The sequence below is a fragment of the Pseudolactococcus reticulitermitis genome (assembly GCF_002260845.1).
In the GTDB taxonomy this organism is placed as follows: Bacteria; Bacillota; Bacilli; order Lactobacillales; family Streptococcaceae; genus Pseudolactococcus; species Pseudolactococcus reticulitermitis.
The window spans coordinates 36,586-63,286 of record NZ_BEDT01000002.1 but is presented as its reverse complement, the minus strand read 5'-3'; the positions used below and the strand labels follow the sequence as shown (position 1 = coordinate 63,286).

At 41.6% G+C, this 26,701-nt stretch carries 23 protein-coding genes; 2 read left to right on the top strand and 21 right to left on the bottom strand.

Features of this window, described 5'->3' with window-relative positions; translation table 11 throughout:
- Positions 1 to 25: 25 nt before the first annotated feature.
- Complete coding sequence (gene typA, locus RsY01_RS04085; protein WP_094784291.1) at positions 26 to 1,861, bottom strand: translational GTPase TypA; 1,836 nt, start codon at positions 1,859 to 1,861, stop codon at positions 26 to 28.
- Between the two features lie 373 nt (positions 1,862 to 2,234).
- Here typA and RsY01_RS04080 point away from each other — a divergent pair, with 373 nt between their 5' ends.
- Positions 2,235 to 3,146 (top strand): phosphodiester glycosidase family protein, encoded by a 912-nt coding sequence (locus RsY01_RS04080; protein WP_094784290.1) that lies wholly within the window; start codon positions 2,235 to 2,237, stop codon positions 3,144 to 3,146.
- An 85-nt stretch (positions 3,147 to 3,231) separates the two neighbouring features.
- Here RsY01_RS04080 and RsY01_RS04075 read toward each other — a convergent pair whose 3' ends face one another.
- From RsY01_RS04075 to RsY01_RS04055, 5 genes are all read right to left on the bottom strand, one after another.
- Positions 3,232 to 4,167, bottom strand: coding sequence for an LCP family protein (locus RsY01_RS04075; protein ID WP_094784289.1), 936 nt, complete (start codon positions 4,165 to 4,167; stop codon positions 3,232 to 3,234).
- A gap of 6 nt (positions 4,168 to 4,173) precedes the next feature.
- Positions 4,174 to 4,566, bottom strand: a complete 393-nt coding sequence (locus RsY01_RS04070) for a rhodanese-like domain-containing protein (protein WP_094784288.1) — start codon at positions 4,564 to 4,566, stop codon at positions 4,174 to 4,176.
- Position 4,567: 1 nt separating this feature from the next.
- Positions 4,568 to 5,551, bottom strand: coding sequence for an ROK family glucokinase (locus tag RsY01_RS04065; protein ID WP_094784287.1), 984 nt, complete (start codon positions 5,549 to 5,551; stop codon positions 4,568 to 4,570).
- Positions 5,526 to 5,756 carry a YqgQ family protein gene (locus RsY01_RS04060; RefSeq protein ID WP_094784286.1) on the bottom strand — a complete coding sequence of 77 codons (231 nt, stop codon included), beginning with the start codon at positions 5,754 to 5,756 and terminating at the stop codon, positions 5,526 to 5,528. The genes RsY01_RS04065 and RsY01_RS04060 overlap by 26 nt, the downstream gene beginning before the upstream one ends.
- Positions 5,757 to 5,880: 124 nt before the next feature.
- Positions 5,881 to 6,420 (bottom strand): Dps family protein, encoded by a 540-nt coding sequence (locus RsY01_RS04055; protein ID WP_432205769.1) that lies wholly within the window; start codon positions 6,418 to 6,420, stop codon positions 5,881 to 5,883.
- A gap of 133 nt (positions 6,421 to 6,553) precedes the next feature.
- On the opposite strand from RsY01_RS04055, the gene RsY01_RS04050 reads away from it, so the two are divergent.
- A complete protein-coding gene (locus RsY01_RS04050) occupies positions 6,554 to 7,210 on the top strand; it encodes a prepilin peptidase (RefSeq protein ID WP_094784284.1) in 657 nt (218 codons plus the stop codon).
- A gap of 2 nt (positions 7,211 to 7,212) precedes the next feature.
- Here RsY01_RS04050 and dinB read toward each other — a convergent pair whose 3' ends face one another.
- From dinB to RsY01_RS03975, 15 genes are all read right to left on the bottom strand, one after another.
- Complete coding sequence (gene dinB / locus RsY01_RS04045) at positions 7,213 to 8,274, bottom strand: DNA polymerase IV (protein WP_094784283.1); 1,062 nt, start codon at positions 8,272 to 8,274, stop codon at positions 7,213 to 7,215.
- A gap of 83 nt (positions 8,275 to 8,357) precedes the next feature.
- Entirely contained in the window at positions 8,358 to 10,295 is a 1,938-nt protein-coding gene (gene gyrB, locus RsY01_RS04040) for a DNA topoisomerase (ATP-hydrolyzing) subunit B (protein ID WP_094784664.1), read from the bottom strand.
- 237 nt (positions 10,296 to 10,532) lie between these two features.
- Positions 10,533 to 12,200, bottom strand: a complete 1,668-nt coding sequence (locus tag RsY01_RS04035; RefSeq protein WP_094784282.1) for an FAD-dependent oxidoreductase — start codon at positions 12,198 to 12,200, stop codon at positions 10,533 to 10,535.
- A 203-nt stretch (positions 12,201 to 12,403) separates the two neighbouring features.
- Positions 12,404 to 14,053 (bottom strand): ATP-binding cassette domain-containing protein, encoded by a 1,650-nt coding sequence (locus tag RsY01_RS04030; RefSeq protein ID WP_094784281.1) that lies wholly within the window; start codon positions 14,051 to 14,053, stop codon positions 12,404 to 12,406.
- Positions 14,050 to 15,759: an ATP-binding cassette domain-containing protein gene (locus tag RsY01_RS04025; protein ID WP_094784280.1), complete on the bottom strand. Its 1,710-nt coding sequence runs from the start codon at positions 15,757 to 15,759 to the stop codon at positions 14,050 to 14,052. Before RsY01_RS04025 ends, RsY01_RS04030 begins: the two co-directional genes overlap by 4 nt.
- A gap of 221 nt (positions 15,760 to 15,980) precedes the next feature.
- On the bottom strand, positions 15,981 to 16,580 hold the full coding sequence (locus tag RsY01_RS04020; protein ID WP_094784279.1) for an HAD-IA family hydrolase: 600 nt from the start codon (positions 16,578 to 16,580) through the stop codon (positions 15,981 to 15,983).
- Positions 16,577 to 17,482, bottom strand: coding sequence for a DMT family transporter (locus RsY01_RS04015; protein WP_094784278.1), 906 nt, complete (start codon positions 17,480 to 17,482; stop codon positions 16,577 to 16,579). Before RsY01_RS04015 ends, RsY01_RS04020 begins: the two co-directional genes overlap by 4 nt.
- A 33-nt stretch (positions 17,483 to 17,515) precedes the next feature.
- Positions 17,516 to 18,994, bottom strand: coding sequence for a ribosomal protection-like ABC-F family protein (abc-f, locus tag RsY01_RS04010; RefSeq protein WP_094784277.1), 1,479 nt, complete (start codon positions 18,992 to 18,994; stop codon positions 17,516 to 17,518).
- 276 nt (positions 18,995 to 19,270) lie between these two features.
- Positions 19,271 to 19,573 carry a PTS sugar transporter subunit IIB gene (locus tag RsY01_RS04005; RefSeq protein ID WP_031365240.1) on the bottom strand — a complete coding sequence of 101 codons (303 nt, stop codon included), beginning with the start codon at positions 19,571 to 19,573 and terminating at the stop codon, positions 19,271 to 19,273.
- Positions 19,574 to 19,681: 108 nt separating this feature from the next.
- Positions 19,682 to 20,923 carry an FtsW/RodA/SpoVE family cell cycle protein gene (locus RsY01_RS04000; protein WP_094784276.1) on the bottom strand — a complete coding sequence of 414 codons (1,242 nt, stop codon included), beginning with the start codon at positions 20,921 to 20,923 and terminating at the stop codon, positions 19,682 to 19,684.
- A 112-nt stretch (positions 20,924 to 21,035) separates the two neighbouring features.
- Positions 21,036 to 23,138: a heavy metal translocating P-type ATPase gene (locus RsY01_RS03995; protein WP_094784275.1), complete on the bottom strand. Its 2,103-nt coding sequence runs from the start codon at positions 23,136 to 23,138 to the stop codon at positions 21,036 to 21,038.
- 71 nt (positions 23,139 to 23,209) lie between these two features.
- Entirely contained in the window at positions 23,210 to 23,410 is a 201-nt protein-coding gene (locus RsY01_RS03990) for a CopZ family metallochaperone (protein ID WP_094784663.1), read from the bottom strand.
- A complete protein-coding gene (locus RsY01_RS03985; RefSeq protein WP_094784274.1) occupies positions 23,410 to 23,874 on the bottom strand; it encodes a CopY/TcrY family copper transport repressor in 465 nt (154 codons plus the stop codon). Before RsY01_RS03985 ends, RsY01_RS03990 begins: the two co-directional genes overlap by 1 nt.
- Before the next feature lie 69 nt (positions 23,875 to 23,943).
- Entirely contained in the window at positions 23,944 to 24,600 is a 657-nt protein-coding gene (locus RsY01_RS03980) for a thiamine diphosphokinase (protein ID WP_157905775.1), read from the bottom strand.
- Between the two features lie 44 nt (positions 24,601 to 24,644).
- Positions 24,645 to 26,609 (bottom strand): NAD(P)/FAD-dependent oxidoreductase, encoded by a 1,965-nt coding sequence (locus tag RsY01_RS03975; protein WP_094784272.1) that lies wholly within the window; start codon positions 26,607 to 26,609, stop codon positions 24,645 to 24,647.
- Positions 26,610 to 26,701: the final 92 nt, after the last annotated feature.

The following is a 26,701-nucleotide window of genomic DNA, read 5'->3' as shown; positions in this document are numbered from 1 at the left end:
TTCCCCTCTTCTATCTAGCAATCGCTTATCCTTTTTTCTTTTTGTTGGCTTTTTCGCGTTCTGCTTTGTTCAAGATTTGTTTACGCAAACGGATTGATTCCGGTGTGATTTCGAGGTACTCGTCATCAGCCATAAATTCGATTGATTCTTCCAAAGTCAAGATACGTGGTGTTTTGATGACGTTGGTTTGGTCTTTATTGGCAGAACGGACGTTGGTCATTTGTTTCGCTTTTGTCACATTGACTGTCAAGTCATTTTCACGAGAATGTTCCCCGATAATCATGCCTTCATAAACTTCAGTTCCCGGATTAACAAAGATCGTTCCACGTTCTTCAACACCCATGATGGCATAAGTCGTTGTTTTACCAGTGTCGATAGAAACAAGGGCACCACGGCTACGACCACCGATTTGTTCATGAATCATTGGCATATATTGGTCGAAAGTGTGGTTCATAATCCCGTAACCACGTGTCATTGACAAGAATTCAGTAGAGAAACCAATCAAACCACGAGCTGGGACAAGGAAAATCAAACGAACTTGACCGTTACCAGTGTTGACCATATCCAGCATGTTCCCTTTACGCTCAGAAAGCGCTTGGATGATAGAGCCTTGGTATTCTTCAGGTGTGTCGATTTGGACACGTTCAAATGGTTCAGAACGGACACCATCGATGTCACGTTCGATAACTTCTGGACGTGAGACTTGAAGTTCATAGCCTTCACGACGCATGGTTTCGATTAAGATTGACAAATGCAATTCGCCACGACCTGAGACGATCCAACGGTCAGGTGAATCAGTTGGATCAATCCGAAGTGACACGTCAGTTTGCAACTCTGATTGCAGGCGTTCTTCCACTTTACGTGATGTGACCCATTTGCCTTCGCGACCAGCGAAAGGTGAGTTATTGACAAGGAAAGTCATTTGCAAAGTCGGTTCATCGATGTGCAGAATTGGCAGTGGATCGATGTGGTCAGACGGTGTGACTGTTTCCCCAACAAAGATGTCATCCATACCAGATACAGCAATCAAATCACCAGCTTTTGCTTCTTGGATTTCAATCCGGTCAAGACCGAAGAAACCGAATAATTTAGTGACACGGAAGTTTTGTTTCGTCCCATCAAGTTTCGAAAGCGTGACGCTGTCTCCAACTTTAATCGTGCCACGGAACACACGTCCGATACCGATACGACCAACGAAATCATTGTAATCAAGCAATGAGACTTGGAATTGCAAAGGTTCGTCAGAGTTGTCAACTGGCGCAGGAATATGGTCGATAATTGTTTCGAACAATGGTTCCATTGTGTGTTCTTGTGTGTCAAGTTCGTCAGAAAGACTTGATGTCCCGTTGATGGCAGACGCATAAACAACAGGGAATTCAAGTTGATCTTCGTCAGCACCAAGTTCAATCAAAAGTTCCAAGACTTCATCGACAACTTCTTCTGGCCGTGCTGATGGTTTGTCGATTTTATTGACAACAACGATCGGTGTCAACCCTTGATCCAAGGCTTTTTTCAACACGAAACGTGTTTGTGGCATGGTGCCTTCGTAAGCATCGACCACGAGAACAACACCATCAACCATTTTCATGATCCGTTCCACTTCGCCACCGAAGTCCGCGTGACCAGGCGTGTCCAAGATGTTGATGTGTTTATCTTTATATTTAACCGCTGTATTTTTAGCAAGAATCGTAATCCCACGTTCTTTTTCAAGATCGTTTGAGTCCATGGCACGATCGTCAAGATGTGCGCGGGCGCTCAAGGTGTCTGATTGTTTCAAAAGTTCATCGACAAGTGTTGTTTTACCATGGTCAACGTGGGCGATGATTGCGACATTACGAATGTCTTCGCGTAATTTAGTCAAGATTTATACCTCATCATTTGAGATTATGTCTAAAAATCATAAGGCGACTGTCATACGCTGCCGCTTCAACATTTTTTAGAGATAATCTTTATTCTATTTCAACTTTATAAGTATAACATATTTTTGGCAAAATGCAACAAGAATGCCTTTATTAAGCGTTTTCAGTCGGTATTCGCTTGACTTAACTTTAAAAGCACTTTATAATGAAATAATGACGGCTAACATCTAGCGTTGATTTGAATTGCTAGCCTCAACTTAATATTTCTAGCCTGTTAGCTAATGCTGTTACTTCTCATACTAAATGCGAAAGCTCACCAGCTTAACATATCAGGATATGCACAAAATTAGGAGACGATATCGTTATTTTATCATTATGAAAAATACTAATAAACGTACGGCTGAAAAAAAGCCCACTACCACTCAAAATAAGAAAAAATGGCCTTTAATCATTACCATTGTCCTGCTACTCTTAGTAGCGTCAAGCGTTGCTTATGTCCTACTAAAGCCTAAACCAACAGCTTCTTCTGCTCTTAAGCCAATTAAAACAACGGCATCTGATGCGATTGTCCCACCAACTTCTGTCTCAATCGCATCCGCACCTGAGGTCGAAGATACTGGTGAAGCTGGCTGGGTGCAGGTTAAATCCAAAACAAAACTTGAGAAATTCACGGATTTATCCGTGCCAGGCGTTACCATTTACCGCGCCAATAATCCTAAAGTTCTGAAAACAGCAGCTGCACAAATTCCAGGCACTTTCATGATGTCTGACATCGTGGCACAATATCCTGATTCATTGATTATGAACACGTCTGGTTTTGATATGAATACAGGTCAGATTGTCGGTTTCCAGATTAATAACGGTCAACTTTTCTCAAACTGGTCAAATACCGCCTATGGTAGCGCTGCTTTTGTTATCAATAAAAATGGCTCTGCTAACGGATATGACCTGACAACACCTGCGACTGAGATCCTCAAAAAAGGTGGCGAGCAAAGTTATGGCTTTGGGAGTATCCTCATTAAAGATGGCGTTGTCTTACCAAATGATGGCTCTGTCAACTGGATGATTCATTCTTACATCGGTAACGATGCTGATAATAACATCTATCTTATCATTTCAGATACCAGCGAGGGATATGAGGGCACCATGGCAGCCGTTGCCAATCTCAACCTGCAAAATCTTGTCGTTTTAGATGGTGGCGGTTCATCACAAATGTCACTTAATGGTCAAACGATTTTTGCCAGTCAAGATGGGCGACCTGTTGCCGATTTTATCGTCTTGAGATAAACTTATTGTTCAACCTCAAAAAAGTCTCTCCTTTCCATACGTGAAAGGAGAGACTTTTTTGATTTACTTTTTGTGTTCAAACTTTTTATTCATTGATAGCTTCTTCAATTCTATCATGTGCTTTAGTGATTTGTGCTTCTGATAGAATTTTTTGCGCAACACCATCAATCGTCGTTGGGATTGGTCGCAAGTTTTCTTTTATAATGTTACCTAGCACACCATTATAACCTATACCTAGCGTTTTAATCGTGTCAAAAGTAAAGTCGGTTTTGATATTTTTGCCGAAAGCATTCGCAAATTTTTCATAGTGAAAAACAGTATTTGCTGATTTCATCTTAGGAATAATCGCAATCAAGATACTTTGTTCCCGATCAATCAAATCCTCCTCAGCTTTTTCAGCATCATCGCCAACCTTTCTCAGAAAGGCTTTCACTTCAGCAGCATTTTGCAAAAGTAAGCTACCATTTTTAAACTCATAACCACTTGAGATAAAGTGCGTATCATTTTGGACTTGAACGCCACCTACTGCCTCGACAAAATCTCCCAGACCACTCATTTCAAAAGCCATATATCGTGGAATATCAACTTTTAAGAGTGTCTGTATGGCATCAATTTCCCCAGCTGTTCCTTTTGTACCGTATAACTCTTTCAGGGTAGTTGCTTCTGACGGCAGATAGATATTCCGGTTTAAACTAATCACAATTGTCTTATTCTGCTTTGGATTGACCGTTAGGACTAGGATATTATTAGCTGTCTTACCATTGACGCCTAAAAATAGAAAGCTAAAGGCCGATCTATCCGTCAAGTTTGGCAACTTCGCTGATGTCTGACGCTTAATGGTTTGATACGCTTGATTTGATACTTTTTTGACATCGAAATAGGCTTTAGCACCAACGATACCAACAAGCAATACGATTACTAAGATAAGCAGGCTAACGATTTTAAGACCACGATGCTTCTTTTTAGGCTTTATATTTGTTTCATCTGATACTCGCTCGGCACGTCGTATTCTTGTTTCCATGACAAATCAAGCTCCTTTTTTAGTCTTGCCATGCCAACCCTTGACCCCAGTTTTTAGGATGACAATGTTGGTATAGCCCGCTTTTTTGAGCTTGAGCGCTGCACGAACGCAAAATACAGGTTTCGCATCCTCATATAAGAGAACCGCCTTATCCTTACGAATGGCTGAGATGCTTTGGTCAAATTGTGAGAAAGGTAAATTTCTGGCACCCAAAATATGGACAATCCGATAAGCTGTTGCTTCCCGCAAGTCAATCAACTGTGCCCCATTAAGTTGCTCAGCAAAAGTCGCATTGTCTACAATTTTAGCGACAGATTTAATTCTGAATTTATTGACAAATGGGTAGGCAAATAGACCAATAATAACCAGAATGAGTAAAATATTAACATATAACAACATATTAGACAGCCTCAGTTTCAGTGAATTTTAATGCTAGGCTGGCTGCACCAATAATGCCAGCATCATTGCCGAGTTGGGCAATTTTAATTTTAGTCGAATTTCTAACTTGTGGGAACGTATAAAGATTGAAGTATTTTTCAATCCGTGCACGCAAGAATTCTCCCGCTGCGGAAACACCACCACCGATGACGATAGAATCTGGATTCAACGTATTGCCCAAATTGCCTGACGCCAAACCAAGATATTGGCTGACTTTTTCAACAACTGAGTCTGCAAATTTATCGCCAGCTTCAGCCGCCATAAAGATATCTTTTGATGTCACAGTGTCACCGTTATCAATCGCTGCTTTAATCGCTGATTCGCCTTCATATTCCTCAGCAAGCTGGCGCGCAACACGCACAACACCTGTTGCAGACGCAATCGTTTCTAGACAGCCTGATTTGCCACAAGTACAGGCAAAAGCAGCTGGGCTGATATCCACAGTCACGTGACCAATTTCACCACCTGCACCGGCAACACCATGCACCAGGTTGCCTGCTGCGATGATACCGCCGCCAACACCCGTACCAAGCGTCATGAAGATGACATCAGGGTTATTTTCACCCGCACCAACCCAACGTTCACCCAGTGCTGCCACATTGGCATCATTATCAATGGCAAATGGTAGGCCAACACCCGCTTCAATGGCTGCACCAACTTCTTGCAAAGTTTCCCAACCTAAATTATAAGCACCGATAACTGTATTTTTAGCAATATCCACAGACCCTGGAGAGCCCATCCCAATGCCTAGAAAATCAGCTTTATCAAGTTTGTATAGCTCTAAGCGGCGGTTGATAGACGCGATGATATCAGGGACGATATGTTGACCGTTACCGATAATATTTGTTTCAATCGCCCATTTGTCCTGAACTTCACCAGCTACTGTCAAGATACCAAATTTAATCGTTGTCCCGCCAAGGTCAATCCCGATGATTTTTTTCGTCATAAGTCTTTTTCTCACTTTCAAGTCTGTGTTCTCGCCGTAGAATTAAATCTGCGGTAAAATAATCGTTCTGATCTGGAATTAAGCCGGCATCATATAAAGTTTTCAGCTCTTGTGCCATGAAAAAAATAGCATCAAGTCGATTGCTAAACAGATTGATATAACCATGCTTTTTTAAAAATTCCTGAACATCATATAAAGTTTTCATCCTCTCACATTTTATCATATTTTGAAAACATTTTCAAACATGAATTGGCTGATTGATAGCGCTTTTTTTTAATATCAACAAGCACAAAAAAACTCGCCAAATGGCGAGTCAACTCATTCATGTCTTACAAACCCGGTGCTAAACCAAGTTCAGATTCTAACATCCAAATTGTTTTTTCAATGTCACCCTTAGCATCGGCAAAGAGACCATTTGTCACATCATCATCTTCTTCATCTGTCGCATGAACACCGTCTTGGAAAAGGTCTGATAGATATTTATAGGCTTTGACAACTTCCGTCAAACGCGCTTCCGTCGTTTTATCCCAAGTCGCTGTTTCAAGCTTGATATTTGACAACTCATCAAATTCCTTCAAAGTCGAAACTGGTGAGCCACCGATGGTAATCAAGCGTTCTGATAATTCATCTAAATGGCTGTTAAGGCTATCCATCAATTCATCCATTTTAGGATGTAATTTCATGAAACCGGGGCCACGTAGGTACCAATGGACTTGGTGCACCAAAGCTGCTGCTTTTGATAAATCGGCAACGGATTGATTTAACACTGCTTTTGTTTTTTCTCTTGACATTTTCTCTCCTCCATTAGGACTGATAACTACTTTTCTTATAGGACTGATAACTACTTTTCTTAGAAAAATGTTAATCAGCCAGTTGCTTAAACCAGAAACATTGCTCAAGGTAAGCACCAACCTAAATGATAGCGTTTACCTCAACAGTTTCATTATAGAAAAAAAGCGATAAATTATCAAATATTTAAGTTCTTTTTTCGTATAGATAAGTATGACAATTTTTTTAATTTTTACACTCGGCACCGTTTGGGGCTCATTCTTTGGTTTGGTAATTGACCGTTGCCCAGATGCTTCCATCATCAGTCCCAGATCTCATTGCGGGCAATGTGGGCAAACATTACGTTGGCGGGATATGCTGCCGATTTTATCACAGCTGCTTAGCCACTCCGAATGCCGCTATTGTGGGATTAAACTCCCCTACTGGTATGGCATTTTAGAGTTACTCTGTGGCGGACTGTTTGTTATCGCTTGGCTGGGAAAAATTGACCTGACAGTTTGTTTGATTTGCCTTGCGTCTGTGTTAATGGTTGGCTTTGACCTTAAAAGCCATGCTTTTCCATTGTGGGTCTGGCTTGTCTTTTTTCTGCTGCTTAGTTTCACGACGCCTTGCAATCCATGCGTTTTTGGCTGTCTCATCATCGCAATCCTGACTGAAATTTTAGACCTCAAAATGGGCAGTGGTGACTGGCTTTATCTAGGTTTGCTCTCTTTTTCTATTGACTTTTTTTACTTAACGCTTTGTCTATTGCTCGCAAGTCTAGGCGGGCTCCTTTATTACGCTTTAAATCCCAAGCAAAAAAAGGCAGAAATTCCTTTCCTACCTTTTTTATTGATTGGCTATCTGTGTACCTTATTTATTTTTAATTAACTTCAAAAACCAGTCACCGTCACACCTAAAAGTCGAATGCCGACAGTGTCACGCAAGGTTTCGTCTAATAACTTTTGCGCACATTGATCAATGGCATCAGCATCATCCACCTTATCATCCAAAGACAGGCGCTTGGTCAATGTCGTAAAGTCAGCATAGCGAATTTTGATGACGATAATATGGCCTTTCAACTTTTTATCTTGTAAACTGGTTGCTACTCTTTGGGATAATTTGCTGACTTCTGCCTTGATATCAACCTCCAAGTAGAGCAATTTGCCGTAAGTTTTTTCTTTACCGACTGACTTTCGAATGCGATTCGGTTTGACGGGAGACTGGTGGATGCCATTAGCTTTGAGATAGAGCTGCCAGCCAAAGACACCCAATTTTTCCGCTAGAAATTGAGGAGAAGCATTTTGAATCTCGCTTCCTTTGGTAATGCCTAAAGTTTCCAATTTTTCTGCGGTTTTAGCTCCAACGCCATGAAATTTTTCAACTGGTAAATCGGCTAAAAAAGATAACGCGTCCTCAGGCGGGATCAAGGTCAAGCCTCTCGGTTTCTCAATATCAGAGGCGATTTTAGCTAGAAATTTGTTATAGGAAACACCCGCCGAACTGGTCAACTGCAATTCCGTAAAAATATCATGCTGAATCATTTTGGCAATCTTGACAGCACTAGTGGCATTGATTTTATTGACCGTCACGTCCAGATAAGCCTCATCCAGCGCCATGCCCTCAACCTCATCCGTATAGCGATGAAAAATGTCATGCATCTGGCGTGACACCTCTTGATAATGGGCGTAGTTACCGGATACAAAAATCGCTTGCGGACAAAGTTCGTAAGCCTCTTTAGCTGACATGGCAGAATGAATGCCGTATTTTCTCGCTTCATAGTTAGCCGTTGAGACGACACCACGTCCGCCTGTTTCTAAAGGATTTCTAGCGATGACAACAGGTTTGCCTTTTAATTCTGGATTGTCCCGCTCCTCAATTGACGCAAAAAAGGCATCCATATCAATATGAATGATTTTACGACTGGTATCATTGATGAGTGGGAAAACTAGCATACTTTATTTTACCATTTTTCGTTAGTCAAAACAACTAACACGATATTCACCTAGCAAAAAATGACCTCAAAAGGTCATTCTCATTAAATATCAATCGTTGAATATTGCGCATTGGCTTCAATGAAATCACGACGTGGTTCGACACGGTCGCCCATCAACATGTCAAAGATTTGATCCGCTTCTGCGGCATCTTCGACGCTGACTTGCGCCATCGTCCGATGGTCTGGATCCATGGTCGTTTCCCAAAGTTGATGGTCATCCATTTCCCCAAGCCCTTTATAACGTTGAACGATTGGCTTACGATTACCTGTTGCCATCTCGACAACAGCATCTTGCAATTCCGTTTCCTGATTCACACCCGGCTGGATATAGGTAATCTTATCGCCTAGCTTAACCCCGTAAATCGGTGGCTGGGCAATGTAGACATAACCCGCTTCAACGACTGGTCGCATGTAGCGATAAAAGAGCGTCAAAAGTAGCGTTCTGATATGTGCCCCATCGACATCGGCATCGGTCATGATGACCAATTTTTGATAGCGTGCCTTAGTGACATCAAAATCGGCACCAAATCCTGTCCCCATCGCTGTGAAAAGGGAGCGAATTTCTTCATTGGCAAGAATTTTTTCCATGCTGGCTTTTTCAACGTTGAGAATTTTACCACGGATAGGCAAAATGGCTTGGAACTCCCGATTTCGACCAGACTTAGCTGAACCACCGGCCGAGTCTCCCTCGACGATGAAAATTTCAGTTTGTGTTGGATCATTTGATGAACAGTCCGCTAATTTTCCGGGTAGGTTTGAAATTTCAAGACCAGATTTTTTCCGTGTCACTTCACGCGCCCGTTTGGCTGCGATTCGCGCCTTGCTAGCTAAAATACCTTTTTCCACGATGCGTCTTGCGACCTGTGGATTTTCCAAAAGGAAAGTGCCGAACTCTTCACTAAAGAGTTTGTTGACAATCCCTGAGACTTCAGAATTGCCAAGTTTTGTCTTGGTTTGACCTTCAAACTGTGGATTCGGGTGTTTAACCGAAATGACAGCTGTCAAACCCTCACGTACATCATCACCAGTCAGATTTTCTTCGTTTTCCTTGAGGAGTTTGTTCGATTTAGCGTAGTTGTTAATCACGCGCGTCAAGGCTGTTCTAAAGCCTTGCTCATGCGTCCCGCCCTCGTGAGTACTGATGTTATTGGCAAATGACAAGACCATCGAGTGGTAGCCACCTGTGTACTGCATGGCAACTTCGACAGCGATGCCGTCCATTTCACCTTCCGTGAAAATGGCGGGTTCAAATAAGACCGGCTTTTCTTCATTGAGATACTCGACATAGGACTGAATCCCACCCTCATAGTGATAGTGGAGACTTTCAGCCTCGTCTGGGCGTTTATCGGTGATTGAAATGCGCAGACCACGGTTCAAGAAAGCCAACTCACGGACACGTTTGGCTAATTTTTGAAAATCAAATTCAGTCGTTTCCGTGAAAATCGTTGGGTCTGGTGTAAAGTGAACCGTTGTCCCATGACGATCTGTTTCGCCAATCATAGCCAAATCACCACCAACGACACCGCGATGGTATTCTTGGTAATATTTTTGACCTTGTTTGAAAACGGTCACATCGAGCTGGGTTGACAAGGCATTGACGACAGATGAGCCGACGCCATGCAGACCGCCTGAAACTTTATAGCCGCCACCGCCAAATTTACCACCGGCATGAAGCACGGTGAAAACAGTTTCGACGGCTGGACGACCCGTTTTTTCTTGGATATCAACTGGAATACCACGACCGTCATCCACAACGGTAATCGAATTATCAGGCTCAATAAACACCTCGATATGCGTCGCAAAGCCTGCCAAGGCCTCATCAATCGAGTTATCCACGATTTCCCAGACCAAGTGGTGCAGCCCCTCTGATGAGGTCGAGCCGATATACATCCCCGGACGCATCCGAACGGCTTCAAGACCTTCTAAGACTTGAATCTGGCTGGCATCATATTCCGCTGCTTTTTCTTTTTTATCTTGTATTGCTCGTAATTCTTCTGTTGTCAACTCTCGCCTCTTTCATTATATTTAATCCCTTTAAAAGTAACATCTAGCCATTTCAATCATGAAACTCAATTTGTGTTCAAATGACCTAAAGATGTCTAGCTTTTAAGGGATTCAAGATATAACACATTACTATAATTGTACCACAATTTACGATTTTTTGCTTGATTGACCGTTAATCATAGCTACCTTTAAAACAGAGGCGAAATAGCTTTCTTAATGCTCACGCTTGGCTTGCTTCGCAATCTCCTGATACTGTTCATGTCCCCCTGTTAAATTATAGACCGTTTTAAAGCCCTCATGTTGCAAGATATTTTGCGCCGCATTGCCCGCGACGCCTTTGTAACAATAAACAATGGTCAATTTATCTTTATCAAGGCTGGCAGATTCCTCCCGAAGAGCAGACACAGAGATATGAATGGCACCAGGAATATGTCCTTTCGCATAACTTTCAGCTGTCCGCGCATCAATCAGCGTCATCTCAGTCTGATTATCTTGTAAAGCTAGCAACTCTTGAGCTGTCATCAATGGCGCAGCATTTAAAGCATTGGTCAGCGCCATACCTGTATAGGCAACCACATCTTTTGTCGTTGAAAAAGGTGGCGCATAGGCCAGATCCATGTGGAATAAATCTTCGGCTTTTACGCCCAACGTCATGCTTGCCGCGAACACGTCAATGCGTTTATCGACACCTTGTGTGCCCATGATTTGAGCGCCTAAAATCCGATGAGACACCTTATCCGCAACCGCTTTAATGACCATGTCTTGCCCCGCCATATAGGCTGGCTTATCAGGCTTGATGTTAAATAAAACCGCCACATCATAGCCTTCATCTAGCGCCTCTTTTTCAGTCAAACCCGTTTGAGCAATGGTTAAGTCAAAAAAGCGTAGAATACCTGTTCCGAGAATGCCCTGAAAACGTAGCGCCCCACCTGTCATAGCATCGCCAGCAATTCTGCCCATTTTATTAGCCGTTGTCGCCATCGGCCGATAAATCGGCTTCCCTGTGATGACATGAAAACTCTCAGCCACATCACCGACCGCATAAACGCCCTCAAGATTGGTTTGCATAGTCTTGTCTGTCACAATCGCACCCGTTTCTCCCAGGGTCACACCGATAGAGGTGGCAAGCGCTATATTCGGTCGAACGCCTGTTGCGAGAATGTAGAGGTCAGCTTGAAGGACATTCCCTTTGGTCGTGACAGCTGTTTCAAGCCGCGTCGTCCCTCTAACTTCAGCAATCGTTTCTTCCGCTCGAAACTGAATGCCTTGCTTTTGCATCTCGTCTTCAATCCGAATCGCCATATCCCAATCCAAATGGGGCATAGGATGCTGACTGCGTTGCAAGACGGTCACATCAAGTCCTTGCTTTTTTAGCTGTTCTGCCATTTCAAGCCCAATATAGCCAGCCCCAACAACGACTGCCGTTTTAGGCTGTTGCCGATCGATAAATGACTTGATGACTTTACCACTGTGAATGTTTCTAACCTGAAAAACATTGTCAAAGGTTTGATTTTGAAAGACTTCTGGGGTCTGATAGCTGGCACCTGTCGCAAAAACCAGCACATCATAGTTATCCTCAAAAATCTCATCTGTCAAAAGATTTTTAACCAAGACAGTTTTAACCGAGTGGTCAATACTTAAAACTTCATGTGACGTGTGAACGTCAACGTTATGACGTGCCTTAAACCATTGGGCATCGCGCGGGGTCAACTCATCAAAGTCGCCAACTTCTCCACCAATGGCATAAGGAATGCCACAGACGGCATAGGAAATGTCGGTATCTTTGTCGTAGAGCGTAATCGTCGCACTTTCAGAATTGCGGCGCGCCTTGGTCGCGACGCTGGTGCCTGACGCAACAGAGCCAATAATGATAATTTTCATAGCTGTTCCCTTTCTTTTTCTTGTCTTTATCTCCAATGTAACCAATTACCGTAGGCTTGTCAAGAATTAAAATCCCCACAAACAGATGCCTTACACACGAATTTATTTTGTAGGACATACACATTGCTAAACCCAATTTTGTATGCTTCAACACTCAATTTACCAACTGAATATTATTCTAAAACGTGTATGAACTGGCTTCCTTACAGTAACTCTAAATTTATCTTATGTTCGACAAATTGAAGTGTGTCCTTCCTATGACTGACAACCATAATGGTCTTTTTCCCTGCATAAGAAGATAGCTTGTTAACAATTAGTTTCTCGTTATCCTTATCTAGCGCCGCAGTAGGTTCATCTAATAACATGATAGGTGAATCAGAAAGTATCGCTCTGACAAATGATAACCTCTGTTTTTCTCCACCAGATAAAAATTTCCCATTTTTGCCAGTCTTTTTTTGTAAACCATCCGGACCCTCTTTGGCATATTTGCCAAGTCCTCCTTGACGACAAGCGTTTATAATTTCTTCATCGGTAAAATTAGGATTTATCATCAATAGATTTTCTTTAATCGTGCCATCTACTATTAAGGGCTCTTGACTAACATAACTTATTATTTTAGCTAAACTATCTGGATCTATTTCTGAAGGATGCCAGTTGCCAATAGATAGTTTCCCGCTAGTTGGTAATAGTTTCCCTCTAATCATATTTAGTAAAGTAGACTTTCCAGAACCACTGCTGCCATAGATACCAATTGATTGACCAAAAGGTATTTTCAAGTTGACTGATTTAAAAATTTCTTTGTTTAGCGCATTTTTATAAGCTACATTGTTTAAAATAATATCTAAATCGGCCCCATCTTTGCTAATCGTAGTTTTTTCTTCAATGCCAGAAAACGCCATCTGGCTATGAGCATCCAGATAGTCTATTAAATCCTTTAAATATGGTGCTATGTTTGCTCTGTAGTCTATCAGATAATTTCTGATATTGTTAATTAAACCATTACACAAAATATAGTAATTAGAAAACAAAATCAATTCTGCTATGTTCAATTGTCCGTTAAGTACAAAATAACCCCCAATTAAATAGATAAACATTAGCTCTAAAAGAAATTTATCCGTAGCGTTTTGTATTGTAAAAAAAAGTTCTATTTTTTTCAAATTTGCAAAAGCATGATTCTGTCTTTCCCAAATACTGTTTTGTTTATCAATAAATTCCGATTGTAGATGACTTATTTTAAGCTCCGCATAGTTATCTAAAATATCCAGTTCACTTTTTTGAACTTCTTTATCTAAATTTCTGTATGCCTCCCCCACCTTGCTTAACTTTTGGGAAACCATTTTTAAAAGTAGAAATGATGTAAAAGAAATAATGATTGAAACAACTGTTAATTGGGGTTGTATCTTAAAAAGTAGAAACAAGATACAGATTAATTCTAAGCATTCGATAAATAAACGCGATAGAATTTTTTCCAACCAATTATCAACTGCAACTATATCTCTAGAAAGTAAATAGTTAATATCAATACTTTTCTTATCGTCATCAGTCAAATACAGTTGATTCAATAATCTTTTTCTCAACGATTGATGGTATTTTTTCTCAATTCTGACCATTACGATTTGTGAAAGATAGTTAATGCCAGATTGTATTGATAATAAAGCGATTAACCCCAACAGAATTAGAGATAGAATTTTCATTGTCAAATGACCATCTGTCAGATAATGAATAAAGATATAATTTAAATATGGAAATATCAAGGAAATGAGCATGGCTAGTAAATTAAAGCCAAACAAAGATAGCGCAGTCTTCTTATTGAAAAAGATATCATTTCCTAAAAAAGCGATTATTTTTTTCATATTATAGATGCCTCATCAACTATTTTTCCTTCACTCATGTGAAATAGCCTTTCTCCATTTTGGATAATTGATTGTTCATGTGTACACAAAATCACAATTTTCTCTTTTGATTGACGCTTAATGAAGTCTAAAACAATTTGTTGATTTTGGGCATCTAAACCGGCCGTAATTTCATCCAGTAGAAAAATTTTTGCTTTTTTTAAAAACGCCCTAGCAATAATTAATCTACGCAATTCTCCTCCTGAAAATTTCTTCTTTATATGGTTCAAGTGTTCATCCAAACCATGTTCGAGTAGCCGTATTCTTTCACCTAAATGTAACTTTTCTAGAAGTTGAAAGATTTCTTCATCAGAAATTGACTTATTTCCCAGGGTCATGTTAAAGCGTAGTGATTCATCAAAAAAATAATTATTTTGATGGGCGAAACTCAATAAACCTCTATAAGCAACAATATTGTCGCTATCAATCAGACAATTATTATAGTAAATACTCCCTTCATGATTCAATAAGCCAGATAAGCCAATGAGTAAGGTAGATTTGCCACTGCCACTCTCACCAAATAAAATATTTAAGTTGCCTGAACTAAATTGCGTACTGATATGATCTAGTATTTTGGAAGAGTTCCGAATAACGGTAAAGTTGCATACCTGTAAGCATTGTTTTTCACGCTCTTCTATATTTAGATGATGGCTACTTTCAAGAGGTTCCTGATCTAATTCAATTAAAGCATTGACTCTCTTTTTTTCAGCAGTAAATTTTCCAATTAGACTTGATTGCGTATTAAGATCGGAAAAAATTTCAATCGCTGATTCCATATAGGCAAATACTGCAACAAATTCACCTAAAGATAAAGCTTTAAATCTAAATAATAGGAATGATGTTCCCATATACAGAATTCTTAACAAGGCTGATAACAATTGCGTTAGACTCTTTTGGATCCAATCTGCTTTGACTTTTTGCTCTTTTACATCGAAGTACTCATTTGTCGTGTTTCTAGTCTTACCTAATATATAGGCTTTGACTCCCAAATCTCTTAAACCTTCAATAGCATCTGAAAATTCAATTATCCAGTTCATCAATTTGTTGTTTTTCTCGATAAATTTTGTTTCAAATACACTTAGAATTTTTTCTGTCTGTTTATTGATTAAAAGATAAAAAGGGAATGTCACGACCGTTACGACTAGATACCAAGGATTAATAAAAGTGATAAACGCAAGTAAAACGATAAACTCAACATAATCGCTGACCCTATATATTTTGGAATAATAGAGTTCATTGAGATAAGCGTTTGAATCTTCATTCAGTCGTTTAATGATATCTGCGTTTTCCATACTATTAATTACTTCATAACGCCCAAAACAAACTTTTTTCAGTATTTTTTTCTTGATATCAAAAGTCAGCGAATTGTTGAGAGAGATAAAATTTAAAGTTCCGATTGCTCTGAATAGTTGATGTGCCATGAAAAATAATAGAAAAATGACTGAGTACTTGATGACTTCCCGAAATTTTCCCAAATAGTAAATCGCGTCAATTATTTTTCCTGTTAAAAAGGGATAAAACAATCCTAAAATTGTGGTACATACAATGGCAAGCGCCATCACATATATTCTCGCTCTATAGTGATGTATTGTGTTTCTTATGACTATCTCTTTTTTATTAATAAGCTTTTCTTCCTTTAATATATTTCGTGTGTTTTTTATCTCCATACTAGCACTTTCAAAAATGCTTGTCAAGCGTTTTTATTAAAAAAGTGCACTTTTTAAACAGAAGCATAATCCCTTATTTAGACAGATTTCCTATTTAAATAAATATGCAAATACGGTAGGTTTTATGTTATTTTGAGTAGTATTCCTTAAACTTATTTTGGGGCATTTTCATTTTAAAAATCAAAACATCATGCGCCCTTGCACATGATGTCCCAATCTTTTTATAAGTCTAAAATATCAATTAATTTTCTGACATGATGTGTCGCTTTCACTGTTTCTTGATTTTCTGGCGCAAAGTAAATCGTATCAATTTCCGCATTTTGACCAGCGAACATATCAATATCCCGATCCCCAATCATCACAGGTTGGCCTGGCGCATACTTTTCGAGTAAATAATGAATGGAATCTGGACTCGGCTTTCTGGCAAAGCCATTACTAGACGTTACGACCTCTGTGAAATACTCCGCAATCCCTGCCGCCGCAAGAATTGTCAGAACCTGATCATTACGATGTGAAATCATAAAATTCCGATGCCCACTTTCGACAATGGTAGCAAGCACACGCTCAGCGTCAGGAAACAAAACTGGCGTGGTCAGGGTTTGCGCCTCTCTTTTTTTGTAGATGGCTGTAAAATCTGGCAGACCAGCTGCAAACTGATAGACTGCAAAGTCTGTCGATACCCGAAGTGCAGCGTAGACTGCCTGATAGTCGACATTGACCCCGAAGTCTTCTAATAAGACCTCGTGAAAAGCTGTCGCTGAGGTTTGATAGTTGTCAAGGAGCGTCCCGCCCAAATCCCAAATGTAATCTGTATAACTCATGCTTTTCCTTCCTCTAATGACAGTAAAATAACGCTGACTAAGGTCACCAGCATCGAGATGCCAACCACTACGTCAAATGGCATATCGAATAAAAAGATACTAAAAACGGCTGCTAAAATCGGCTCCATAGCCGCACAGACTTCTGCCACAATAGCCGAGACGTACTTAATCGCGATCATGTTAAACATAAAAGCGATGGCTGTGCCAATGACTGCGACACCAAGCGCTAGCAACAAACTTTCCGGCGTGAGCTTAAAGTCCAGATGCCAGACAGGATGGACACAGTTCATGACAATGCTAGCGATCAGCATCCCCCAACCGGTCACGTTCATGACATCATAAGTCTGCAAAAGGCGCTTAGGAATGAGCGAATACGACACCACTGCAACTGCTGATAAGCCCCCAAGGAGCAAGGCGAGTGGCGATAAAGCCATCGTCGAGATATTCCCATGGGTTGTCAAGAAAAAGATACCTGTCATGGCAATCAAGACTAAAATCAGCGACTTGAGATTGGGTTTCTGACGCCGAAAAATTGCCAAATAAGCCAGTAAGAAAATCGGCGATGTAAACTGGAGCACTGTTGCAGTCGCCGCTCCTGCAACTTGAATACAGGCGTAAAAAGTCAGCTGTACCATTAAGACACCAAAGATGGCATAGCCAAATAAGGGGACGTAATTTCTCTTATCCTGCCAAATCGCTAAAAATTCGGACGGTTTTTGGATTAAGGAAAGCGTCAGTAAAATAATCCCTGCGACAGTTAAGCGAAAAGTTGTCATCCATAGCGCGTTCCCACCATATTCCTCAAAAAAGAGTTGACCAAAGACGCCAGAAAATGCCCATAAAACACCTGCTGAAATGGCATAAATCGTGCCTTTAAAAATATGAGAGTTGCTATTTTTCATTCTTTTATTTTAACATAAATTTTGAGTTTTTTTTCACTGACTTGTCTCATTCTTGAATGGTCTGAGTTCTATCATCTGATCAGCGACATTTTTGACAAAGGTGACATCGTGCTCGACGACAATTAGCGCTGGTTTCACGGTTTGTAATAAGGTTTCAATCTGTTCATGGTTGAACACATCGAGATAATTCAGCGGTTCGTCCCAGATGAATAGCTCAGCTGATTGTGACAGAGATTTAGCCAGCTCTACCTTTTTTTGCTGCCCCATGGACATGTCTTCGATTTTTTGATGGAAGACAGTGCGCGCCATGCCAAGTTTTCTGAGATTATTGAGAAAGGCTGTATAATCTAGCTGATGTTGGTCTGAAAATGACTTTAAATCGCCTTGATTATCATCATAAATCTGACGGACATAAGAAATATTCAGGTGTTGACTTTCAGCTAAGCCAATTAATTTTTTGAGTAGTTGAGATTTTCCTACCCCATTTTCCCCTGTTATCGCCGTGATTTGTCCGGCGTTTTGTTGCAGATTGATGGGCGTAAACAAGGGCTGACCGTCAAATGCGACGGTCAAATCTCTTTCGTCTAGTAAGCGTTGATGGTGGCTAGGCTGATAGACCATACTCAAGGTGTCAACTTTTTCGATATTCTTGAGTAATTTTTCTTTTTCAGAGATTTCTGACTGCATGCGGTGTTCCAGAACTTTGGCTTTCTTCATTTGACGGGCACTTCTTGCCCCGATAAAGCCTGTATCAAAAATCCCACCACTCCCTTTTTTGCGTGGGTCGCCATACTTCTCTTTTTCACGCCCTCGCGACCAGTCAGCCTTATCGCGTGCTGTTTGTTTCAGCCGACCAATCTCTGACTTGAGTTTATCATTTTGCGCCCATTCAAAATCATCGCGCTGTTTTTTCTGTGTTTCATAGGTCGAGAAATTCGCTGCTAATAGTTCAAGCCCATTGCGCTCAATGGCAAGCAGATGATCTGATACCTCATCTAAAAACTGACGATCATGGCTGACGACGATATAGCCTGATTTACTGCGTTTCAAATAGTTAGCGATTTTAGCGCGACTGGCCGCATCCAAGTGATTAGTCGGCTCATCAATCAAGGGGAAATTGCCCTCATCTAGGAAAAGGCCAGCCAGCAAAACTTTAGTTTGTTCACCACCTGACAGCGTTTCAAAGGGGCGCCATAAAATATCCTCTGGTAAACCCAGCAAGTTCAATTCTCTCTGAATTTGCCAATCTGGCGCGTCGTACAGGTCATCCAAAATGAATTTAGTCAGCTGCATCTTGTCTGCTATCGTCTGTGGAAAATAGACAAAATTCACATCAGACTGAATCCGACCGGCATAGGGTAAGTCGCCGAGCAGTAATCTCATCAGGGTTGTCTTTCCCCGACCATTTCGCCCGACCAAGGCAAGTTTCCAGCTGTTATCAAATGTCACAGAGACATTTTCAAAAATTGTTTTATCATCATAACCAAAGCTTAGTTGTTTGATTGCTATCAAAAAAGCACCTCCATTTGCTTAATTCCTTAAGCTGAAAGTGCCTTAAAAAGCCTTGTTTTATCTGCAAAATCACCATCACAAAATATGCCATGATGGCTTTGCTATTCAAGGTAAAAAGTCCGCACAAATAAGCTTAAGAAAAAGTCGTTAAAAATTTTCAATCACTTAAATGCGCAATGGCCCTCACCTCATCAACGTTTGAACGCCGATACCTTCATTATTTTTTATCATTCTAACACAAAAAAACCACCTTTTCAAGTGATTTTCTTACAATTTTTAGCCTTTAAGTTCGATTGCAAGATCAAGACCTTTGTCACCTTGCATCAAACCGTACATTTGCATTGGGATATCTTTAACTGGTGTTTCAGGGAATTTTTTAGTCACTTCATCAACCATGTAACGGGCTTGTGGGCCAATCATGATAACGTCTGCTTTAGGCCCTTCTGAGTCAACTTCTGCAAGTCCGTAAGCTTTAACATCATAGTCAAGACCACGTTTTTCAGCTTCTTGTTGCATTTTTTGTGCAAAAAGTGATGTTGACATGCCTGCTGAGCAGAATAATTTTACTGTAGTTGTCATTTGTGAGTACCATATTCGTTTGCCATGTTTCTTTCATTGCAAACGCTTTCCTTTATTTGATATCTTAATTATATATTAAAAACACCACTTTGCAAAGTGGTATTTGATTTATTTGTTATGAGACAGTTTATCTGTTCTATATCTTTTAGCTGTATTGGACTGTTTTTTGATGCGTTCTAATGGAAAATTCGGCTCCTGATTATACTTCATGGATAGCACTAAGCCTATCCCAATCAGGTTACCGATGAGTGAGCTACCACCCTGAGAGATAAAAGGCAGTGGGATACCGGTCAATGGTAGTACACCAATATTGGCACCAATATTTTCAAAAACATGGAAGAGAATCATCATCGTAATCCCAGTTGACACATAAATATAAAACTGATTATTGGCACGAATGGTCACGCGAATCATCCGATAGATGAGAATAAAATATAGTAAAATAACAAATGCTGAGCCTAGGAAACCGAAATTCTCACCGATAACCGTGAAAATCATGTCAGACTCACGCACGGGAACGCTGATATTGGCAATATTAAAGCCTTTACCAAACAAGCCACCCGTTCCAATCGCAAGTAAGCCTTGTGCTTGCTGATAAGTCGAGCCTTGCGCATTGGCAAAGGGATGGCGCCAGGCATCAATCCGCAAAATTTGATAGTTACCCATACCAACTGATTTTAAAAAATCGCGTCCAGCATCAAAAGTCGTGAGATAAATAATCCCACCCCCAACTAAAGCAACGACAATCACAACTGGTAAAATCAGTCGCCAAGAAACACCCGATACCACAACAATCCCTGCAAAAATAGCCATAAAGACAAGCGCTGTCCCGAAGTCTTTTTGTGCCGCTAAAAGTCCCATGACTGGTAGTGTCACAAAAAACATATACAAAATCAGCAAGATATCATCTTTCAATAAACGTTTCTTCAAGCGATTTTGGAAGCTCACGACAACTCGTGCCATGAGTAAGATATAGGAAAGCTTCATAAATTCAGATGGCTGAAACACATTGCTACCACCCAGATAAACCCAGTTTTTAGCACCTGTCAATGAAACTGTCAAAGGATCATAGAATTTTAAGGGTAAAATCATGAGCACAATACCCAGACCATATAAAATAGGTGTCAATTTCCAAAGTATCTTGGCATCGAAATGCATGACGATAAGCGCCACAATCACGCCAGCTATCCCCCAAGTAATCTGCTGGGTCATAACATTGGTCACGCGCGCTGGATAATCATGACTGGTCGCAATATAAAGCACCAGCAGTCCAATCAAATTCAGTAAAAACGCTGGTAAAATCAGGGCATAATCTATTCGGCTATCAAAAGTTAATGTTTGTTTTTTCATTATGCTTTATTATATCACACCGCACTCAGCAGTCCAATACCAGACTCAGTAAAATTTCCTTAACAATTTGCTAGGCACTTTCATGCTTGAAAACAAAAAATCCGACACAGCGTCAGATTTTTTTCGTATTCAGCAAGAGCGAGCTGACAATCACACTCACACTCGACAAACTCATGGCAAGCGCTGCAAACATGGGGTTTAGCAAACCAAATGCCGCAAGTGGAATCCCCACAAGATTGTAGATAAAGGCCCAGAAATAATTTTGATGAATCTTTCTGACCGTCTTTTGAGACAGACGAATCAAACTGATAATTTTCGCCAGTGAATGTTCAGATGTGATGACGACATCTCCCGACTGCATGGCAATATCGCTGCCTGACCCCATGGCTACACCAACTAAGGCACTAGATAAGGCGACCGAATCATTGATCCCATCCCCGACCATCATGGCATTCGGCGTGCTACTTACGACTTGCGCTTTTTTGACAGGATTGGCCTGCGCGATGACCGTGTCCACCTTGACTAGCGCATTGATTTTAGCGGCTGCCGTGGCATTATCTCCTGTCAGCATGGTCGTTTTGATGCCCATGCGGGCAAGGTCGGCTATCGTTTGCGCAGCGTCTGTTTTGATTTCAGATGAAAAGGTTGCGATACCTAGTAGACGTGTCGCAGTTGCTAGATAGATACTCGTGTCTGAGGATGCGGCGACGTCTATCCCCTGCTCTGCCATCAAGGCAGCATTTCCCGCAAAATAAGTTTGATTTTGAATCTTTCCTGTCAGACCACGTCCAGCCAATTCTTGAAAATTTGAAACGGATAATGGCGCTGTTGCTTTCAAGGCTTGTGCCAAGGGGTGGTTAGAGAAACTTTCCAGACTTACCAAAATTTGAAAGTCTGCATCAGACCCTGACCAATTCGCCAGCTGGAACTGACCTGTCGTTATCGTGCCCGTCTTATCGAAAATCACAGTCGAAATTTGTTTGCTGCGTTCAAGTGCGTTGGCATCTTTTATCAGAATACCGTTTCTCGCGCCCAGACCCGTTGCAACCATCATCGCTGTCGGTGTCGCTAAACCTAGGGCACAAGGACAGGAAATGACAAGGACACTGGTCGCGTGTAAGAAGGCTTGGCTGATGTCTTTGGTGAGGATAGCTGTCAAGATGAAGGTCACGAGCGCAATGCCTAAAACGACGGGTACAAAGACTGCTGAAATGCGGTCTGCTGTTTTCTGAATTTCCGGCTTGGTCGCTTGCGCCTCTGCCATGGCCGCCATCATTTGCGAGATGGCAGAGTCGTCCAAGGTGTGCATGACGCGCGCCGTGATGATGCCATCTAAGTTGACCGCGCCTTCCATGACCGTCTGCCCCACTGTTTTCGTGACGGGCACTGCTTCGCCAGTCAGGGAGGATTCATCAAAACTCGCCTGTCCTGTCAAAATTTCTAAATCTAGTGGCACACGCTCACCAGGTTTAACGAGAATGATTTGATTTTCAGCAATGGTGGCAACTGGCGTGTCAATTTCTTGCGTATCTTTTAGGAGATGAACCGTTTTAGCCTGTTTTTTTTGCAAGCTATCAATCGCTACTGACGTATTTTTCTTGGCGCGATTTTCTAGATTTTTACCGAGCAAGACTAGCGTGATAATGACTGCAGCCGATTCAAAATTAACTGCTACTGTGTTGCCCATAATCAAACCGAAAACAAGACTGGAAACATAGGCAACCGTTGTACCTAGCGCGACAAGGACATCCATATTAGCTGACTTATTTTTCAAAGCCATATAGGCACCTTTGTAAAATCTCGCCCCAAAGATAAACTGCACAGGTGTCGCGAGCAGAAACTGGATCATTGGATTATGAAAGATCATCAAACGATGCACGTGCATCGTGCCTGCAAGCATCCCCAGTAACATGGGCAGGGTTAAAATCGCAGATAGGACAAACGACCAGAAAAGTTTTTTTTCAGCGCCTTGTTTGGCTAGGCGAATTTTTTCGCGGTGTGCCTTGTCATCGACAATCGCGCCATAACCTGCCTGACGAACTGTCTCAATCACTGTTGCAAGGTCACAGTCATCTTGCATGACGACCTTGGCTTTTTCTGTCGCTAAGTTGACACTGGCCTCTATGATTTGGTCAGCGCTATTTAGCGCCTTATCTACGCGCATGGCACAGTTGGCACAGGTCATGCCTGTAATGACAAAAGATTGTGTTTTCATGGCAAACGTCTTTCCTATTTTCAAAAAAGCGCTGGTCTAAACGAGAGCCAGCGCTTTGTCACGTTATCAGATTAAACAACTTGATAGCCAGCAGATGAAACCGCTGCACTTAGCTGTTCAAGCGATGTATCTTCTGATTTTACGACTGCCTCACCTTTTTTGAGGTTGACTTTCGCTGATGTGACGCCAGGAACAGCTTCAAGTGCTTCTGTTACGTGTGAGACACAGTGTTGACAGGTCATCCCTTCAATTTTCAAATGTGTTTTAGCCATCATACGCTCTCCTTTATTCTCATATCTTCAGTTATGTGATTGTGATTACACGCACACTCACTGAATTTCTCTAAGCAATCACAAGCCACATGACAAGCTGGTGTTTTAGCCGCTAAGGCTTTCGAAATCAGTTGCAGATTTTCTGCCGTTAGCTTGGCATCGTCGATTAACTTTACCAAGACATCGACATGTTTTTTAGCACAGACCTTGTCCAGTAATTCTTGCCCCATCAAGCCGACTGCCTGACATTCTGACAAGGTCGGCGTGTAGATAAATTTTCGACCTGATTTTGTCGTGGCAAGCATCTCTTTTTTCACTAAACGCCCTAAAAGGGTCTTAATTGTTGCGACAGACCAGTCATTAGACGCCGCGATTTGACAGGCTATTTGGTCAACGGATGCCTGCTCCAATGTCCAAATCGCCCGCATCACAATCATCTCTGAGTCTGATATATTGACTTTCATATCATCACCTCTAACTATAGTTTACAATTGTAAATTATAATTGTCAAGCTAAACTACTCCTTACTTTACTTAATCCCTCGACTGAATGACGGCGACTATCCCCGTCTCGAAATCAATGGTAACAGGATTTTCAGCAACAAATTCATTTGAAGAAAGTGAAAAATTTAACGGAAAATCAGTCTTTTGTAGCTCGTACTTAGCTGCTTTGATTGAAAAGCCAATCACGGGGGTCAAACTGGCAAAAGCCAAATAAGTCATCTCAGGTAGCTTCGTCAGAACATGATGACCTGCCCCTACAAATTTAATCACATTCTGAGCATCTAACAAAGTAATTTTAGATAAGAGTTTAGAAAATCTAGCCTGTAAAACCAGATAAAAAATCTGAATGCCATGGTCAAAACGACCACCCAATCCACCTAAAATCAAGATTTCACTCGCATTTGGAAAGCGTTCAGTCGCAGTCAACACAGCAAGCTCTAAATCTGTATCATCTTTTTCAGCAGGGGATTGTTGGAGGTCCTCCGCATAAGCTTGGACTTCCAGAAATTCTTGCGCTGTCAAACTATCAAAATCACCAATCGCCAGATGGACTGGCAAACCAGCCTGCATCAAACAATAGGCACCTCTGTCAACGCCGACAAAAAAAGTATCTGTGCCTTCTGTATGCTCAGCAATCAATTCCTCAAAATTTTCGGCAGGCCCCCCTGCTAGAATGACTATTTTCATAATTCTCATTATACCAAAAAAACACCGAAGCGTTTTTAAATCGTTTATTTATACAGTGATTTAGATTTGCCATACCACCAACCAAAGAAATGTTTTTGTAGCCATGGCTGAATCCATTTATCGAGACCAAATGCGCGGCCTGATCCATTCATCAGGGCGATAGCGGCGAAGATGAACCAGATGTTGACCCAGTAGAACATGCCTGAAAGGGAGAACATGACGGTCAAGGCTGCAGTTGCAGCTGCAGCAAGCCAAGTGAAAGCACCGACAATCAAGGCAAGGGCAAGCGCCACTTCGACGATTGACATGAATTTCTGCATGAAGAGGGCGACTTCTTTGTTGGGAATCATGAATTTGAAAATCGGTTCCAACCAGTTTGGTACTTTGTCGAGAACCGCCAGCGGTTCATGACCGTATGAGTAAGACAGGCCAAATTCAGCGGCTGATTTAGTCGCTTCAGCTGCGCCAGAACTTGCAGCACCACTGGCTGCTGCCGTGGCATCCGCTGCCTGCGTCGCAGCTTCTGTAGAGGCACCAGCTGCCGCATCTGCGGCAGTTGTCGCTGTTTCTTTGAGCCAAGCAAATGGAAAATGGAGGTCATTGGTGAACCATGACCCTTTACCAAACCAAGTTGAGGGGTTCAAGAGTTTGCCATCACCGACCCACTTAGTAGAGGCTTCTGTCAACCAGACAAAACCGTAGAAAATGCGCAATGGCACTGACCAGAGGACATTGCCTAAACGTGACGTGTGACCACGGAAAAGGTTGCGATCATTTGGCGTGTGGAAGAACTCATTTTTCAGGTAAGTGAAAAAATACCAAAGGCTACCGATTTGCAAGGTATAGAGGATATAAATCAAGTGTTTGACAAGCATGGCAAAGAAGCCTGACAAATGCAGTTTGCCCATGAGAGAGGCAACACCCCATTTAGAGCCGACTGAGACCATGGTCCCTTGGTATTTACCGACAAACTTGTGCTTGTCGCCACCTGTCATATCTGCGATGATATTTTCAGATGCTGTATGCGCTGTTTGTTCAGCTGCTTCAACGATTTGCGGTGTTGGGCGACCTGTTGCTTCTTCGATGAAACCTGACACATCACCCGCGACATAAATGCCTTGACCTTCAAAGCCTTGCGCTTCCATGTAGGCATTGGCTGTTAAACGATGTCCGCGTTCACTCTCAGCAAGCCCATAAGCCGTGGCTTGGGTATTACCTTGCACACCAGTTGTCCAGATGAGTGTATGGGTTGGAATGTCCGCACCATCTTTAATTTTGATATGGTCAGTTGCGACTTCTGTAATGGCATGATTCAAGAGCAGGTTGACGTTTTTCTTGCTCAGATATTTGACCACTTTATCCGCGTCAGAACGGTCTAATGTGTTCAAAATCGTTGGCATCATTTCAACGACATTGAGCGTGATGTCTGACGCATCAAGTTTGTAATCACGTGCCACAACTTGACGCCAGTCGATTAACTCACCGACCATTTCGATCCCGGTAAAACCAGAACCAGCAACGACAAAATTAAGCAAGGCTTTGCGTTTGTCGTCGTCATGTTCAAGTGACGCTTTTTCGACCACGGTTTCTAAATGGCGCTTGATTTTAAGCGCATCTGCCATTGACCACAAAGTGAAGGCATTTTCTTTAACACCCGGCACGCCAAAGTCGTTGGGCTCGCCACCAATGGCTACGATAACATAGTCAAAATCAAGCACACCGCTGGCTTTGGTTGTGACTTTTTTGTTTTCCTTGTCCAAACCAATGACTTCGTCTGTCAAAATTTGCACATTTTGACGGTGGGCAAATAATTTATGCAAATCGTATTGGGCATTCGTGAACGGGACACGACCCGCTGCAACTTCGTGCAACTGTGTCATCATCGTATGATAGCTATGTTTATCAATTAACGTAATTTCTGCTTCATTTTTAAGCTTTTTCGATAAGGTTTTGGTCGCCTTGATACCAGCAAAGCCAGCACCAATGACGATAATTTTCTTCTTAGACATTTAACGTCTCCTAATGTTATAGTATACTCAATTAAGTAAAGAAAGCGAACGTTTTGGACTATTTTCCGTCACTTCTTCGTTGACAAGTCTTG

Excerpts from the sequence above, each read along its gene's own strand:
- RsY01_RS04025 (WP_094784280.1), bottom strand. The coding sequence starts at position 15,759 with ATGGAGATAAAAAACACACGAAATATATTAAAGGAAGAAAAGCTTATT.
- RsY01_RS04030 (WP_094784281.1), bottom strand. The coding sequence starts at position 14,053 with ATGAAAAAAATAATCGCTTTTTTAGGAAATGATATCTTTTTCAATAAG.
- RsY01_RS04075 (WP_094784289.1), bottom strand. The coding sequence starts at position 4,167 with ATGGAAACAAGAATACGACGTGCCGAGCGAGTATCAGATGAAACAAAT.
- RsY01_RS04065 (WP_094784287.1), bottom strand. The coding sequence starts at position 5,551 with ATGACGAAAAAAATCATCGGGATTGACCTTGGCGGGACAACGATTAAA.
- dinB (WP_094784283.1), bottom strand. The coding sequence starts at position 8,274 with ATGCTAGTTTTCCCACTCATCAATGATACCAGTCGTAAAATCATTCAT.
- RsY01_RS03995 (WP_094784275.1), bottom strand. The coding sequence starts at position 23,138 with ATGAAAACACAATCTTTTGTCATTACAGGCATGACCTGTGCCAACTGT.
- RsY01_RS04060 (WP_094784286.1), bottom strand. The coding sequence starts at position 5,756 with ATGAAAACTTTATATGATGTTCAGGAATTTTTAAAAAAGCATGGTTAT.
- RsY01_RS04050 (WP_094784284.1), top strand. The coding sequence starts at position 6,554 with ATGACAATTTTTTTAATTTTTACACTCGGCACCGTTTGGGGCTCATTC.
- RsY01_RS04000 (WP_094784276.1), bottom strand. The coding sequence starts at position 20,923 with ATGAAAAAACAAACATTAACTTTTGATAGCCGAATAGATTATGCCCTG.
- RsY01_RS03975 (WP_094784272.1), bottom strand. The coding sequence starts at position 26,609 with ATGTCTAAGAAGAAAATTATCGTCATTGGTGCTGGCTTTGCTGGTATC.
- RsY01_RS03990 (WP_094784663.1), bottom strand. The coding sequence starts at position 23,410 with ATGGCTAAAACACATTTGAAAATTGAAGGGATGACCTGTCAACACTGT.
- RsY01_RS04035 (WP_094784282.1), bottom strand. The coding sequence starts at position 12,200 with ATGAAAATTATCATTATTGGCTCTGTTGCGTCAGGCACCAGCGTCGCG.
- RsY01_RS04080 (WP_094784290.1), top strand. The coding sequence starts at position 2,235 with ATGAAAAATACTAATAAACGTACGGCTGAAAAAAAGCCCACTACCACT.
- RsY01_RS04015 (WP_094784278.1), bottom strand. The coding sequence starts at position 17,482 with ATGAAAAATAGCAACTCTCATATTTTTAAAGGCACGATTTATGCCATT.
- RsY01_RS03980 (WP_157905775.1), bottom strand. The coding sequence starts at position 24,600 with ATGAAAATAGTCATTCTAGCAGGGGGGCCTGCCGAAAATTTTGAGGAA.
- RsY01_RS03985 (WP_094784274.1), bottom strand. The coding sequence starts at position 23,874 with ATGAAAGTCAATATATCAGACTCAGAGATGATTGTGATGCGGGCGATT.
- RsY01_RS04070 (WP_094784288.1), bottom strand. The coding sequence starts at position 4,566 with ATGTTGTTATATGTTAATATTTTACTCATTCTGGTTATTATTGGTCTA.
- RsY01_RS04020 (WP_094784279.1), bottom strand. The coding sequence starts at position 16,580 with ATGAGTTATACAGATTACATTTGGGATTTGGGCGGGACGCTCCTTGAC.
- RsY01_RS04005 (WP_031365240.1), bottom strand. The coding sequence starts at position 19,573 with ATGACAACTACAGTAAAATTATTCTGCTCAGCAGGCATGTCAACATCA.